Source organism: Cryobacterium algoritolerans, assembly GCF_004402785.1.
GTDB classification, from domain to species: Bacteria; Actinomycetota; Actinomycetes; order Actinomycetales; family Microbacteriaceae; genus Cryobacterium; species Cryobacterium algoritolerans.
Window position 1 is genome coordinate 23,880 of record NZ_SOFP01000040.1, and the last position, 14,943, is coordinate 38,822.

A 14,943-nucleotide genomic window follows, 5' to 3' on the forward strand; every position below is an offset into this window, starting at 1 on the left:
CTAGTCGCCTCTGCTTCGGGATGCCGGGATGTGTTCGTGTTCTTCGAGGAAGGTCGCGCCGAGGATCTCGCGCACGACGGATTCCCCGTAGCGCTGTTTCTCGGCGAAGGCCGGGCCGCGGCGGGCCGCGGTGCCGGCCGGCCCGGAAGGAGCCGTCGCGACCGGAGCGGCGGGCGACCGGGAATCCGGGACGGACGCCGGTGGACGCGCCGGCGCTGACCGGTCGAATCGGTCGGGCGGGTACTCATCGTCGGGCGGTACGTCGCCATCGTCGTAAGGCGGCGGTTCGTCGACGTCGGCCGGGGGTGCTGACGAGCCGCCGTTCGTTCCCGCCGGATCGGCGGACGAAGTCGCTTCGGCTGGCGGAACCGGGGCGGCGGGCGGAACCGGGGATGGCGCTGAGTCAGAGGGTGCGGAGGCAGACGGCTCCGTGGCAGACGGTGCCGTGGCAAACTGTGCCGTGGCAGACCGTGCGCTGGCAGACCGTGCGCTGGCAGACCGGGTGTCCCCGCCGTGTTGCTCGGCCGCAGGGGTGGCCGACGCCGAACCCGGGATCACCGCGGTGGCCCACGCGGTGACCGCAGCTCCGGTCGGTGCTGCGGGCCGCGTCGGATGCCGCGAGGCCGGGAGAACTTCCGCGTCAGCACCGGAATCGGAATCGGAATCAGGATCAGGATCGGTTTCCAGGCCGGCGGAAGAGTCGTCACCGCGCCCAGACTCGGGCTCGGCTTCGACTTCGGCTTCGGCTTCGGCTTCCGACGGCGCGTCTTCGGGTTCCGGCGGCGCGTCGTCGTCGGAGGGCGGCGCCGGCTCGGCCGCCGGAACTGTCGTGCCGCGAGCGGCACGTCCGGCTCCCCCACGGTTGGCCTCGGCACCGGAACGCTCCATAACGCTCCGGTCCTCGGTGCGGGCGGACGCTGACGGGCCCGAGGAGGTCCGCGGGGCGGTCGGCGCGCCGGTGCCGCCGTTGCCGTTGCCGTTGCCGTTGCCGTTGCCGTTGCCGTCAGTGTCGTCGTTGCCGCCCGGGCGGTCGACCCGCGCGGTGAGGCGGGGCGTGAAGCCGAGCACATCGTTGATCGCCCGCTTGAGGAAGTCGCCGACCCCCTGACCCGGCGCGGCGGGCTGCTTGAGCCCCTCGACGTCTTTCTGGCTCGGGAACGACAACACGAGCAGGTCGCCATCGCGTAGTTCAAGGGCTCGGGCGGTGTACAGCACCAGCCAAGCGCTGGTCTTCGCGGCCTGAACGGCTTCGAGCACCTCGGGCCAGGCATCCTTCACCTGCTGGAAGGTGACCGGTCCGACCGGGCGCACGGTGACGGCTGCCGCCACCTCGGCGACGGGCGGGGCACCTCGCGCCGGCGGAACCGTGGGCGCTGGCGGGGGCGAAACATCCGTCGCCCGGTTCGTTGAGCCTATGCCGGAACCGGCGCCAGGCCCGTCGACGCCGATCCGGCGCTCGAGCCGTTCCACACGGGCGAGCGCGCCGCGGGTGGAGTCGTCGCTCGCGGGGATGAGTACCCGGGCGATCATGAGTTCGAGGTGGAGGCGGGGCGAGGTGGCACCGGTCATCTCGGTCAGGGCGGCGTTGAGGATGTCGGCGGTGCGCGACAGTTCCGCCGGGCCGAACTTGGCGGCCTGCGCGGCCATTCGGTCGAGCTCGTCCTGCGGCACGCCGCGGAGCACGGCCGCCGCACCCGCCGCCGAGGTCGCGGCGACGATGATCAGGTCACGCATGCGCTCGAGCAGGTCCTCGACGAAGCGCCGCGGATCCTGCCCGGTCTGGATGACCCGGTCGACCGCGTCGAACGCGGCGGACGGGTCGCGCGCGGCGATCGCGTCGATGGACTCGTCGAGCAGGGAGGCGTTAGTGTAGCCCAGCAGCGCGACCGCACGCTCGTATTCCACGGAGTGCCCGTCTGAACCGGCCATCAGCTGGTCGAGCAGGGACAGGGTGTCGCGGGGGGAACCGCCGCCGGCGCGCACGACGAGCGGCAGCACCCCCGGCGCGACCGTCATGGTCTCGCTCTCGCAGAGCGTCTGCACGTACTCGAGCATCGGCCCGGGCGGCACCAGCCGGAACGGGTAGTGGTGCGTTCGCGAACGGATGGTGCCGATCACCTTTTCGGGTTCGGTGGTCGCGAAGATGAACTTGACGTGTTCGGGCGGCTCCTCGACAATCTTGAGCAGCGCGTTGAAGCCCTGCGGCGTGACCATATGTGCCTCGTCGAGGATGAAGATCTTGTAGCGGTCGCGGGCCGGCGCGAAGATGGCGCGTTCCCGGATGTCGCGGGCGTCGTCGACGCCGTTGTGGCTGGCCGCGTCGATCTCGACCACGTCGAGCGAGCCACCGCCGTCCCGGGACAGCTCGACGCAGCTCGGGCAGACGCCGCACGGGGTGTCTGTGGGGCCTTCGGCGCAGTTCAGGCAGCGAGCGAGGATGCGCGCGGACGTGGTCTTGCCGCAGCCTCGCGGGCCGCTGAACAGGTAGGCATGATTCACCCGATTCGTGCGCAGCGCGGTCATCAGGGGTTCGGTCACCTGGGACTGGCCGATCATCTCGGCAAAGGTCTCTGGCCGGTAGCGGCGATACAGGGCGGTAACCACGGGTCAATCGTAGTCGGCGCCACTGACAGTGCGCCCCGGGGTGTGGACGGTGCCGCGAAGCATCCGTCGTCACCGGCCCATTGGCGGCGCGGGCCTGCGTGCAACGCGCGTACGGCCGCCCCGGAAACCGGGACGGCCGTACGCGTGATGAAGCTCTAATTCGAGGGGTGGGTGCGGTTGATCGTCGCGAGGGTCTGACGCGCGATCTCCAGCTCCTCGTTCGTCGGGATGACGAGCACGGTGACCTTCGAGGCATCCGTGGAGATCACGCGGGACTTGCGCGACTTGGCCTCGTTCCGCACGGGGTCGATCTCGATCCCCATGCCCTCCAGGCCGGCCAGCGAACCGGCGCGCACGATCGGCGAGTTCTCGCCGACCCCCGCGGTGAAGACGATGACGTCGGCGCCGCCGAGCTGCGCGTAGTACGAGCCCACGTAGCCCTTGAGCCGGTGGAAGTAGACGTCGAGGGCGGCCTGGGCGACCGGGTCGCCCGCGATCGAGGCGTCTTCCACGTCGCGCATGTCGCCGTTGCCGGCGAGCGCGAGCATGCCGCCGCGGCGGTTGAGCAGGTCGTCGAGTTCGGCCGTGTTCATGCCGGCCCGGCGGCGCAGGTGGAAGATGACGGCCGGGTCGATGTCGCCCGAGCGGGTGCCCATGACGAGTCCCTGAAGCGGGGTCATGCCCATCGACGTGTCGATCGAACGGCCGCCGTCGACGGCACACGCCGATGCGCCGTTGCCCAGGTGCAGCACAATCGTCTTCAGGTCGGCCAGCGGCCGGTCCAGGAAGGTGGCTACGGCCTCGGAGACGAACTTGTGCGAGGTGCCGTGGAAACCGTACTTGCGCACGCGGTACCGCGTCGCCAGGTCCTTGTCGATGGCGTAGGTGTAGGCGGCCGGCGGCAGCGTCTGGTGGAACGCGGTGTCGAAGACGGCAACGTGGGGCACGTTCGGGAAGCTCGCGCGAGCGGCACGGATGCCCTGCACGGCGCCCGGGTTGTGCAGCGGCGCTATCTCGGAGAGGTCTTCGATGTTCAGTTCCACCAGGTGGGTGATCTCGGTCGGCTCGAAGAAGCGGTTTCCGCCCTGCACCACGCGGTGGCCCACAGCGATCAGGCTCGCGTCGGACAGTTGCGGCCCATGCTGGCTGAACGCCTCGATCATCACGGCGAAGCCGGCGGTGTGGTCGACGATCGGCAGGTCGCGTTCTGAGCGGTCCGCCTTGGTCGGGCCGGCGTTGTGCCGGGAGTGCCCGACCGGCTCGCCGATGCGTTCGACCAGGCCGCTGGCCAGCTCGGTCTCGGTGTCCATGTCGATCAGCTGGTATTTGAACGACGACGAGCCGGAGTTGACGACCAGGACGGCGCTCACGCGGACACCGCCGCGGTCTGGGCTGCGGTTGCGGCCACGGCGGAGAGTGTCGCCGCCTGGATCGCCGTGATGGCTACGGTGTTGACGATGTCCTGCACAAGTGCTCCTCGGGAAAGATCATTGATGGGTTTGCGAAGGCCCTGCAGGACAGGGCCTATTGCCAGGGCGCCCGCACTGCGCTGCACGGCCTTGTACGTGTTGTTGCCGGTGTTCAGATCGGGGAAGATGAACACCGTCGCGCGACCGGCCACGGCGGAAGCTGGCATCTTCGCTGCGGCGACGTCGGCATCCGCTGCCGCGTCGTACTGGATCGGACCTTCGATCAGCAGGTCGGGGCGGCGCTCGCGCACGAGCGCGGTCGCTGCCCGCACCTTGTCGACATCCGCGCCCTTGCCCGACTCGCCGGTGGAGTAGGAGAGCATAGCGATGCGCGGTTCGATTCCGAACTCCACCGCGGTCTCGGAGGCCGAGATCGCGATGTCGGCCAGCTGTTCCGCGGACGGGTCAGGGTTGACCGCGCAGTCGCCGTAGACGAGCACCTTGTCGGCGAGTGCCATCAGGAACACGCTCGAGACGACCGAGGTGTCCGGTCGGGTCTTGATGATCTCGAAGCTCGGCCGGATGGTGTGCGCCGTGGTGTGGGTGGCACCGGAGACCATGCCGTCGGCGAGGCCGAGCTGCACCATCATCGTGCCGAAGTAGGACACGTCGGTGACGACGTCCATCGCCTGGTCGATGGTGACGCCCTTGTGTGCCCGCAGCTTCGCGTACTCCTCCGCGAACCGGGTGCGCAGCACGTCGTCGAACGGGCTGACCACCTGCGCCTTGGCGATGTCCAGGCCCAGTCCGATCGCCCGGGACCGTACCTCGAACTCCTCACCGAGGATGGTGATGTCGGCCACGTCGCGGGCCAGCAGGGTGGCGGCGGCCCGCAGGATGCGGTCGTCGTCTCCCTCCGGCATGACGATGCGCTTGCGGTTCTTCCTGGCCCGCTCGAGCAGCGTGTACTCGAACATGAGCGGCGTCACCACGTCCGCACGGCTCACCCGCAGCCGGTCGAGCAGAACGGATGCGTCCACGTGGCCTTCGAAGAGGGCCAGTGCGGTGTCGTGCTTACGCTGCGAGTCCGCGGCCATCCTGCCCGGGGTGTGCGTGATCCGCAGCGCCGCCTCGTAGGATCCGAGCTCGGTGCGGATGATCGGCACCGAAGGCGCGAGGCCGTCAACGAGGCGCTCGATCTCGTCGGGGAGCGCGAATCCGCCCACGAGCACGATGCCCGCGATCGACGGGAATGTTGCGGAGGAGTTCGCCATCAGCACGGCGAGCAGCACCTGCGGCCGGTCGCTCGGGATGACGACGACGGCGCCGTCGAACAGGCGGGGCAGCACGTTGACCATCGACATGGCCGCGACGACCACGCCGAGCGCCTCCCGCGACAGGAGCGCGGGGTCGCCGTTGACGAGGGTGCCTTTGGTGGAATTGAGGATGCTCTTCATGCTCGGGGCCACGATGTACGGGTCCTCGGGGATCGCCCAGACCGGCACGGAGGCCAGCTGGCTGCCCGGCGCGTCGATCACACCGCGCACGGAGCCGATCAGCTCGTCGAGACGCTCGGGGTCGGCCCGGTTGATGATCACCCCGAGCAGCGAGACATGCTCGTCGCGCAGTTCGGCCAGGGAGACGTCGGTCAGCTGACGGATGTCCTCAGGCCCACGCGGGTCGCTCTGGCCGAGCCGGTCGCTCTGGTTGAGTACCTCGCCCTGGCCGGGGCCGACCCGGCCGCCGAGCACGAGCAGTACCGGCACGCCGAGGTTCGCGGCGACGCGGAGGTTGAACGCCAGCTCGGTGGGGCTGCCGACATCCGTGTAGTCGCTGCCGACGACCACGACCGCGTCGCACTTCGCTTCGACGGCCTTGTAACGGGCCACGATCCGGCCGAGGGCCGCGTCGGGGTCGAGGTGCACGTCGTCGTAGCTGACACCGACGCACTCGTCATAGCTGAGCGGTGGTGTGCTCTTCGCCGACCCGGTGGCCAGGTGCGCGAGCAGCAGCTCGAGCACGTAGTCGGGGTGGTGCACCGACCGGGCGACGGGTCGGAAAACACCGACCCGCTCGACCGAGCGGAGCAGGGTGTCGAGCACGCCCAGCGCAATCGTCGACTTGCCGGTGTTGCCCTCTGCCGAGGTGATGTAGATGCTGTCGGCCATTATTCGTTGTCCCCGCCCGTTTCGATCGCAGTGGTGACGCCGGCTCCGGCGCCGTGGGCGTCCCACACCCATTCGGTGACCTCGGGGATGTCTTCCCCGTGGTCTCGGGTGTAGGCGCGGGCTCGAAGGCGCGCGTCCTGCATCTCCTGGCGGAGCAGCCCGGCGCGGGCGCCGAGGCCCGGAACCCGGTCGATGACGTCCATCACCAGGTGGTACCGGTCGAGGTCGTTGAGCATGACCATATCGAACGGGGTCGTGGTGGTGCCCTCTTCCTTGTAGCCGCGGGCGTGCAGGTTGGCGTGGCCGTGGCGCTTGTAGCTCAGCCGGTGGATCAGCCACGGGTAGCCGTGGTACGCGAACACGATCGGTTTGTCGGCGGTGAAGAAGGCGTCGAACTCGGCGTCGCTGAGCCCGTGCGGGTGGTCGGCCTCGGACTGCAGGCGCATCAGGTCGACGACGTTGACCACACGCACCTTGAGCTCGGGCATGGCCTTCCGCAGGATCGCGGCCGCGGCCAGGATCTCCAGGGTCGGCACCTCACCGGCGGCGGCGAGCACGACATCCGGCTCGGTGCCCGTGACCTCGGTGCCTGCCCAGTCGAAGATGCCCAGGCCCCGCTCGCAGTGCGCGACGGCCTGATCCATGGTGAGCCAGTTCGGCGCGGGCTGCTTGCCGGCGACGACGACGTTCACGTAGTCGACGCTGCGCAGGCAGTGGTCGTAGACGGAGAGCAGTGTGTTGGCGTCGAACGGCAGGTAGACGCGTACGACATCCGCGCTCTTGTTGACGACGTGGTCGATGAAGCCCGGGTCCTGGTGGGAGAAGCCGTTGTGGTCCTGGCGCCAGACGTGCGAGGAGAGCAGGTAGTTCAGGCTGGAGATCGAGCGGCGCCACGGGATCTCGCGGGTGACCTTGAGCCATTTGGCGTGCTGGTTGAACATCGAGTCGACGATGTGGATGAACGCCTCGTAGCAGTTGAACAGGCCGTGGCGGCCGGTGAGCAGGTAGCCCTCGAGCCAGCCCTGGCACTGGTGCTCGCTGAGCATCTCCATGATCCGTCCGGCCCGGTCGAGGTTGGTGTCGCCGGGGTGGTACTCGCCGTTCCAGGTCTTGTCCGTGGCCGCGAACACGGCGGGGGCGAGCCGGTTGGATGCCGTCTCGTCCGGCCCGAAGATGCGGAAGTTGTCGGGGTTGTCACGGATGACATCGGCCAGCCAGGTGCCGAGCACCTTGGTGGCCTCGTCGGTGGTCGCGCCGGGCGAGGGCACGTCGACGGCGTAGTCGCGGAAGTTCGGCAGCCGCAGGTCCTTGCGGAGCAGGCCGCCGTTGGAGACCGGGTTGGCGCTCATCCGCAGGTCGCCGACCGGGGCGAGGGCGGTGATCTTCGCGACCGGGGCGCCGGCCTCATCGAACAGTTCTTCGGGGTGGTAGGAGGCGAGCCAGCCCTCGAGCAGCCTGGTGTGCTCCAGCGTGTCGCGGGCGTTGCTGAGCGGCACCTGGTGCGAACGCCAGGAGTCGACGACCTGCACGCCGTCGATCGTGGTCGGGCAGGTCCAGCCCTTGGGGGTGCGCAGGATGATCATCGGCCAGCGGGGGCGCTCGGTGTCGCCGGCGAGGGCGCGGGCCTTGATGTCTGCGATCTCGTTGAGCACCTCGTCGAGGGTCTCGGCCATCCGCTGGTGCACCAGGAGCGGGTCTTCCCCGTTGAACCCGCCGGAGACGATGTAGGGCTTGTGGCCGTAGCCGCGCATCAGGTCCAGGAGCTCCTCCTCGGGGATGCGGGCGAGCACGGTGGGGTTGGCGATCTTGTAGCCGTTGAGGTGCAGGATCGGCAGCACGACGCCGTCGACGAGCGGGTCGATGAACTTGTTCGAGTGCCAGCTGGTGGCGAGCGGGCCGGTCTCGGCCTCGCCGTCGCCGACGACGGCGGCGACGAGCAGGTCTGGATTGTCGAAGGCCGCACCGTAGGCGTGGCTGAGCGCGTAGCCGAGTTCTCCGCCCTCGTGGATCGAGCCGGGGGTCTCCGGTGAGGCGTGGCTGGGGATGCCGCCCGGGAAGGAGAACTGGCGGAACAGGGCTTTCACGCCGCGTTCGGACTGCTCGATGCCGGAGTAGATCTCGCTGTAGGTGCCGTCGAGGTAGGCGTTGGCGACCATGCCGGGGCCGCCGTGGCCGGGCCCGGTGACATAAAGGGTGCTGATGGCGCGTTCCTGGATGGCCCGGTTCAGGTGGGCGTAGAGGAAGTTGAGCCCTGGGGTCGTTCCCCAGTGGCCCAGCAGGCGCGGTTTAATGTGGTCACGATTAAGGGGTTCACGCAATAACGGGTTGTCCAGTAGGTAAATCTGCCCGACCGACAGGTAATTTGCGGCCCGCCACCAGGCGTCGACGCTGGCGAGGGTGTTTGCGCTCAGCGGGTGCGTCTGGCGTTGAGGCCAGAGGAAGGATTTACCGGACGATTCAACCATGGGTGCCTCCAGGCACTATCGGGGCGTTATCTGCGCCCTACCATCCTAGGAGAAATTGCGGAATCGTTATCTTGGCTAACGGCATTTCGGTGGCCTCCCCGCGGGAGACCGATCCCGGCAGAGCGGAAGAATCCACAAAAAAAGACTCCTCGCGCACCCACCAGAGCCCGGTTACCCTTGCTACGTTTCCGTCCTGGGGGAGTTGGCCGAGATGGCGCCACGCGAGGAGCCGATTGCCAGTTTAGGCGGAAAGAGCCGCGCTCCCAAAACCCGCCGGCGGGGAGTCAATCGTGGCCGATCGCGGCCGGGTGTGACAGCAGCCGACGGAAACAGGTAAGATTCTTTCTTGGTCGTTCCTCACGGATACGGTCGGCCAGGAGAATTCGCCTAGTGGCCTATGGCGCACGCTTGGAAAGCGTGTTGGGTGAGAGCCCTCGGGGGTTCGAATCCCCCATTCTCCGCCAAATAGCAACGTCTCACCGCCCGGGCTCACTCGTCCACGCGGCGGCGCGTCCGCGGCGCGGGCGGCGGCGGCACCTCTTTCGCGGCGACGATGTCCGCGAGTGCGATCGAGACGAGCCCGCGCTTGGTCTCGACCACGCACTCGGTGTCGTCGCAGGAGCGCAGGTAGCCGACGGCATCTGTCACCCCACCCTCGATGCGTTTGCGCACGACGACCCGGGTTCCCGGTTCGGCGTCCATTACGAACCGGGCTGCTGCTGCACTCATTGGGCCGAGCCTACCCGCAGCGGGGCGCCCGGAGCCGGTCAGATCAGCCGGCTGAACGCCTCGACCCGTTTGGACTCCCCCGCGATCAGGATGATGTCGGTCGCCGCGATCACGGTCTCCAGGGTCGTGTAACTCCACACGCCGTCCCGATTGAACGCGGTGACGGTGACCCCGTGGTTGGGCCGGATGCGCGTCTTGCCGAGCGGCACGCCGATTATCTCCCGCGGCGGCGTGGTCTTCACGAGCGCGAAGTTCTCGCCGATCTCGATGTAGTCCTGCATCACCCCGCGCACCAGGTGGGCGACCCGCTTGCCCATGTCCTTCTCGGGGTAGACGACGTGGCTGACCCCCAGCTGCTGCAGGATCTCGCCGTGCGGGTCGCTCACGGCCTTCGCCCAGATGTTGGGGATGCCGAGCTTGAGCAGCAGGGACGCCGTGAGGATGTTCGCCTGGATGTCACCGCCGATCGCCACGACGGCACTGCTGAACTCGCTCACCGACAGCTGCCTGAGCGTTTCCTCCTTGGTCGAGTCGGCGCGCACGACGTGGGTGAGCAGCCCATTGTGCGCCTGCACGATGTCCTCGTCGCCGTCTATGCCGAGCACCTCGGTGCCGCTCTCCATCAGTTCGAGGGCGAGGGAGCTGCCGAACCGGCCGAGGCCGATCACGACGACGGACTCGGCTTCGGCGATGCGGGCAGGGTCGTGAGACCCGAACAGGGTGAACTTAGCCAATGATCGGCCTCTCTTTCGGTAGCTCGTAGGCGGTCGGGCGGTCGCGGAGGGCGAGCGCCGACGCGAAGGTGATCGGTCCCAGCCGGCCGATGAACATGAGCAGCATCAGGATGACCTTTCCTGCCTCGGGTAACCCGGCGGTGATCCCCGTGGACAGGCCGACGGTGCCGAAGGCCGAGATCACCTCGAACAGGAGCTTGTCCATGCTGATGTCCGTCATCACCATCAGCGCAGCCGTCGACGCGGTGACGACCGCGACCGCGAGCAGCACGATCGTGATCGCCTGGCGGTGCACGGCGCGGGAGAGTCGTTTGCCGAACACGTTGACGGCGGTGTCGCCGCGCACCTCGGCGAGGAGGATGAAGAAGAGCACGCCGAAGGTGGTGATCTTGATGCCACCGGCGGTTCCGGCTGGACCGCCGCCGATCAGCATCAGGATGTCGGTGCCGAGCAGGCTGGCCGAGTCCATCGCCCCGGTGTCGACGCTGTTGAAACCGGCTGTGCGCGCCTGCACGGACTGAAAGAAGCCGACCAGGAGCTTGTTCGGCCAGTCGAGCGGCCCGAGGGTCGCCGGGTTGGACCACTCGACGGCCGTGATGTAGACCGTGCCCCCAACCAGCAGGATCAGGGTGCCGGCCAGCACGAGGCGGGTGTTCATGTTCCACTTGCGGGGCATCCTCAGGTGCCGGCGCAGCTGCACGATCACGGGGAAGCCCAGGCCACCGAGGATCACGGCGGCAGCGATCGGCAGGCAGATGAACGGATCCGTGGCGTAGGAGATGAGGTTGTCGGAAAACAGCGCGAACCCCGCGTTGTTGAACGAGGAGACGGCGTGGAAGGCGCCGAGCCAGACGGCGCGGCCGAGTGGCTCGCCGTAGCCGATGAGGAAGCGGAGGCCAAGCAGCAGCGCGACGCTCGCCTCGATCACCAGCGTCATCCGCACGACGCCGAAGACGAGCCCCTTGACGTCGTCGAGGCCAACGCTCTTCGCCTCGGCGGCCGCCGTGATCCGGGAGCGCAGCGAGAGCTTGCGCATCACCGCGAGCCCGATCACCGACGCGAAGGTCATGATCCCCAGGCCGCCGATCTGGATCAGCAACAGGATGACAACCTGCCCGAAGGCGGACCATCGGGTGGCCGTATCGACGACGATCAGCCCGGTCACGCAGACCGCGCTGGTCGCGGTGAAGATCGCGTCGAGGAACGACGCCCCGCCGACCCCCGGGGTGGCGATCGGGAGCATCAGCAGGCCCGTGCCGATCAGGATCGTCGTGGCGAACGCGGCGGCCACGACCTGGGCCGGGTGCGGCCTGAACCGCGGGGTGCGCGCGGCGGGGCGTGGCGTCGTGCGGGAAGTCACCTACTCACTCTACGGTCGATGCCGCTCAGGCGGGTCGCCGATCGCGATCGGATCTGCGCGGATACGGGTTGCCAGCCTTCTCGCAGGATCGGGCGACCGCGTGGCAGAGTTCCGCTTCCCGACTGGGATCGGCGCTGGGCGAACGGTCCGATCTGCGGCCCAGGGGCCCAATCGGGAGCCCGTGCGCGGGATGTCGACCAATCCGGTTCGGACACGGCCCCGGACCACCATTGCGGCCCGGGGAAATCCGAGGCCGGAAATGAACAACGGAAGAGAGCCCACATCATGAACACCATCACGAAGCGTCTCAGTGCATTCGGCATCGCCGGCATCGCAGCATCCGCCATCATCGTCGGCGGACTGGCCGCCCCTGCCCAGGCCGCCGAGCAGGCCAGCCCCCAGCTCACCGGCCCCGACAGCTCGTCGTCCGACCAGACCGTCGACTTCGGCCTGCTGAGCGACGCCCTGACAGGCCAGCAGGCCACCGGAAACGGCGTCGCCGGCAACGACACCTCCCTCCTCGGCGGCGGCGTGCTCAACGCCCCGCTGGTCAACGGTCCGGTCGTCGACCGCTCGCTGACCAGCGACGTCGGCGACGTCGCCTCGGGTAACCAGGTCGGCAACGGCACCTCGATCGGAAACGGCAACGACGTCCCGGTTGCCTCCGGAAACGACACCTCGGTCACCGCTCCGGTCACGGCCCCGGTCACTGCGCCGGTCACTGCGCCGGTCACTGCGCCGGTCGGTTCCGGCAACGACGTCACCGGCGGCAACGTCGGCGACATCGGATCGTCTGTGAACGACGTGGTCGACGGGTCACTCGGCGGGCTCGGCCTGGGCGCCGTCCTCGGCCGCTAACCAGCCCAACCAGAACGACGAGGCACGGCTCCTCAGAGGGCCGTGCCTCTTTTCGTGCACCGAAGGCACCAGACGATTGCCCGACCGAACCCCCGGAACGGTGGCTGGCACACGACGGTGAATTCCGGGATAATCTGACTACACCGGTAAGGGGGAACCACGGGTGAAATTCCGCGGAGGGTTGCGCACTCGGGCGCACGCTTTGCGACCCCACGGCAGGATTCTGCTGCAGTCCGGCCTCTCCGCTCTCGCCCTGATCGCGCCGTTGTCGGCCGTGCTGTTCTGGCTGACCATTCCCACGAACTCGTGGCAGCCGGTGGCCCTGGGCGAACTCGTCGTCGTCACGTTCAGCCTGGTCGCGGCCGTCGCCTTCTACCGCACCGTCATCTGGGTGGACGCGGAAGGCATCTCCGAGCGCGGATTCCTCGGCCGCAACTCCGATTTCTCCAAGGATGAGATCGGCAGCATAGTTCTGCTCGACCTGTACCAGAGCGGCGCGCTCGACACGCATCCGCAGCTCTTCGTCACCGGCACCGACGGCCGCCTGCTGATCCGGATGCGGGGCCAGTTCTACTCTCGCGGAGCGATGGAAACCGTGGTCGACCTGCTCGACGCGCCTGTCGTGCGCGTGCCAGAGCCGATGACCCTGCAAGATCTGAACCGCGTGCGCCCCGAGCTGCTGTACTGGTTCGAACGCCGCATCACCAACCACGCCGGCTGAGGGCGCCCGGCGCCGGTCAGCGGCGGCGAGTGCCGAAGATGCCGCTGACGACTCCGGTGAGGATCGACCTCGTGACGGATGACCTGAGCACCTGCTCGAGCACGCTTTTCTGCGGGCGTGAACTGGTGCGGTTGCGGGCCCCGCCCTGCGTCTGCTTCATCAGGCGGTCGTACTCGGCCTGGGCCTTCTTCTCCCCCTTCGCCTGCTGCGCGGCGACGGCATCCTTCTGCTTCTCCAGGTCGGCTGCGGCCTTCGCCTGGTCGAGGGCGACCTGCTGGGCGAGCGCGACCGGTTGGCGGCCTCCAGCTTGGTCGCCAAGCATCTCACGCGCCGAGTCGCGGTCGATCGCGGCGCCGTAGACGGCGAGCAGCGGGGAGGCGGCGACGGTGGCGTCGATCTGCTCTGGCGGGGTGGGCGACATCGAGCCCTGCGGTGCGCGGAGGCGGGTCCAGGCGACGGGGCTCGGGGCTCGGGGCGCCCTTCTCGTTCATCACCGTGACAATGGCCTCACCGATGCCGAGCCCGGTGAGCACCTCCTCGAGGTCGTAACCCGAGTTCGGGTACGTGGAGACGGTTACCCGGAGGGCCTTGGCGTCATCGGGGGTGAACGCACGCAGCTGGTGCTGCACCCGGGAACCGAGTTGCGCGAGCACGTCGCTGGGCACGTCCTTCGGGGTCTGGGTGACGAAGAAGATGCCCATACCCTTGGAGCGGATCAGCCGCACGGTCTGGGTAATCGAGGCCAGGAAATCCTTCGACGCGTCCTTGCACAGGAGGTGCGCTTCGTCGAAGAAGAAGACGTGACTGGGCTTGTCCTGGTCGCCGACCTCCGGCAGGTCGTTAAACGGGTCGGCCAGCAGCCAGATCAGGAAGGTCGAGAACAGGGCGGGCTTGTCGGCGACGCCGGGTACTTCGAGCAGGCTGATCATGCCCCGGCCGTCAGGCGTGGTGCGGAGGAACTCAGCGGTGTCGATCTCCGGTTCGCCGAAGAAGACGTCGGCGCCCTGGTCGGCGAAAACGATCAGTTCGCGCAGGATGACGCCCACGGTGGCCGGGGACAACCCGCCGAGGCCGGTGGGCTCGCCCTTGCCGGCATCGCTGATCGGGAAGCTGAGCACGGCCCGCGCGTCGGTCCGGTCGAGCAGAGGCAGGACGGCCTGGTCGGCGTGGTGGAAGACCAGGCCGAGGCTGGACTCCTGGGTGTCGTTGAGGCCGAGCACCTTACCCAGCAGCAGCGGGCCGAAGCCGGTGACCGTGGCGCGCACCGGGATACCACGGCCGACCCCGCCGAGCGAGAAGTATTCGGTGGGTGACGCCACACCGGACCAGGCCTGACCAATGCCCGCGGTGCGGGCGAGCAGTTTCTCGTTCGGGGTGCCCACGGTGGCGACGCCGGACAGATCGCCCTTGATGTCGGCCGCGAAAACGGACACTCCCGTGCGTGGAGAGCTGCTCGGCAAGCACCTGCAGGGTCTTGGCATTGCCTTTTCCGGTTGCGCCGGCGACGAGGCCGTGCCGGTTGGTCATCGCCGGCGCGATGCGCACGGGCACGTCTGGCTGGGGGTCGCCGTTGACCAGTGCCCCCATTTCGAGCGCGGGGCCGGCGAAGGCGTAGCCGGCGCGGATGGTGTCGACCGCAGCGGCGGTGAGCGGGCCGGTGGTCGGCGCGGCAGGCGGCTCAGGGGCTGCTGCCGGTGCGGGTGCCGGAGCAGCCGGCTCGGGGCTGCTGCCGGTGCGGCAGCTTGAGTGGCAGCCTGGGCCGCGCCCTGGGCGGCTTCCGCCCGCGCGATGGCCGCTTCGGCCTCGGCCTGGGCCGCTCAAGCGGCGGCGATCGCGGCCTCCGCCTGGGCCTGGGCCTTCAGCTCGGACACCGACTCCACGGGTTCACTCGGGGT

9 protein-coding genes, 1 tRNA gene, 1 other RNA gene and 1 pseudogene are annotated in these 14,943 nt (G+C 68.7%); 3 read left to right on the plus strand and 9 right to left on the minus strand.

Annotated features, from left to right (window positions below; genetic code table 11):
• From E3O19_RS07275 to ffs, 5 genes are all read right to left on the minus strand, one after another.
• Positions 1 to 2,604, minus strand: a complete 2,604-nt coding sequence (locus tag E3O19_RS07275; protein WP_134566587.1) for a DNA polymerase III subunit gamma and tau — start codon at positions 2,602 to 2,604, stop codon at positions 1 to 3.
• 155 nt (positions 2,605 to 2,759) lie between these two features.
• Positions 2,760 to 3,974: an acetate/propionate family kinase gene (locus E3O19_RS07280; protein ID WP_134566589.1), complete on the minus strand. Its 1,215-nt coding sequence runs from the start codon at positions 3,972 to 3,974 to the stop codon at positions 2,760 to 2,762.
• Positions 3,971 to 6,181, minus strand: a complete 2,211-nt coding sequence (gene pta, locus E3O19_RS07285; RefSeq protein WP_134566591.1) for a phosphate acetyltransferase — start codon at positions 6,179 to 6,181, stop codon at positions 3,971 to 3,973. The genes E3O19_RS07280 and pta overlap by 4 nt, the downstream gene beginning before the upstream one ends.
• Positions 6,181 to 8,646: a phosphoketolase family protein gene (locus tag E3O19_RS07290; RefSeq protein ID WP_134566593.1), complete on the minus strand. Its 2,466-nt coding sequence runs from the start codon at positions 8,644 to 8,646 to the stop codon at positions 6,181 to 6,183. Before E3O19_RS07290 ends, pta begins: the two co-directional genes overlap by 1 nt.
• A gap of 137 nt (positions 8,647 to 8,783) precedes the next feature.
• Positions 8,784 to 8,880, minus strand: an RNA gene (gene ffs, locus E3O19_RS07295) — signal recognition particle sRNA small type.
• A gap of 142 nt (positions 8,881 to 9,022) precedes the next feature.
• Here ffs and E3O19_RS07300 point away from each other — a divergent pair.
• Positions 9,023 to 9,110: transfer RNA gene (locus E3O19_RS07300), tRNA-Ser, on the plus strand.
• Positions 9,111 to 9,135: 25 nt separating this feature from the next.
• Here the strand turns inward: E3O19_RS07300 and E3O19_RS07305 are convergent.
• From E3O19_RS07305 to E3O19_RS07315, 3 genes are read right to left on the minus strand one after another with little or no spacing between them, the layout of a single operon-like run.
• Positions 9,136 to 9,375 carry a putative acetyltransferase gene (locus E3O19_RS07305; RefSeq protein WP_174776907.1) on the minus strand — a complete coding sequence of 80 codons (240 nt, stop codon included), beginning with the start codon at positions 9,373 to 9,375 and terminating at the stop codon, positions 9,136 to 9,138.
• 38 nt (positions 9,376 to 9,413) lie between these two features.
• Positions 9,414 to 10,109 (minus strand): potassium channel family protein, encoded by a 696-nt coding sequence (locus tag E3O19_RS07310; protein WP_198413878.1) that lies wholly within the window; start codon positions 10,107 to 10,109, stop codon positions 9,414 to 9,416.
• Entirely contained in the window at positions 10,102 to 11,469 is a 1,368-nt protein-coding gene (locus E3O19_RS07315; protein WP_134566595.1) for a TrkH family potassium uptake protein, read from the minus strand. The genes E3O19_RS07310 and E3O19_RS07315 overlap by 8 nt, the downstream gene beginning before the upstream one ends.
• Before the next feature lie 285 nt (positions 11,470 to 11,754).
• Between E3O19_RS07315 and E3O19_RS07320 the strand changes: the two genes are divergently transcribed.
• Both E3O19_RS07320 and E3O19_RS07325 read left to right on the plus strand, forming a co-directional pair.
• The gene (locus tag E3O19_RS07320; RefSeq protein ID WP_134566597.1) at positions 11,755 to 12,327 is read left to right on the plus strand and encodes a hypothetical protein; all 573 of its coding nucleotides are present in this window, start codon (positions 11,755 to 11,757) and stop codon (positions 12,325 to 12,327) included.
• 163 nt (positions 12,328 to 12,490) lie between these two features.
• Positions 12,491 to 13,048 (plus strand): hypothetical protein, encoded by a 558-nt coding sequence (locus tag E3O19_RS07325; protein WP_134566598.1) that lies wholly within the window; start codon positions 12,491 to 12,493, stop codon positions 13,046 to 13,048.
• A 16-nt stretch (positions 13,049 to 13,064) separates the two neighbouring features.
• On the opposite strand, the pseudogene E3O19_RS07330 reads toward E3O19_RS07325, so the two are convergent.
• Positions 13,065 to 14,838: pseudogene (locus E3O19_RS07330) on the minus strand (helicase HerA-like domain-containing protein).
• Positions 14,839 to 14,943: the final 105 nt, after the last annotated feature.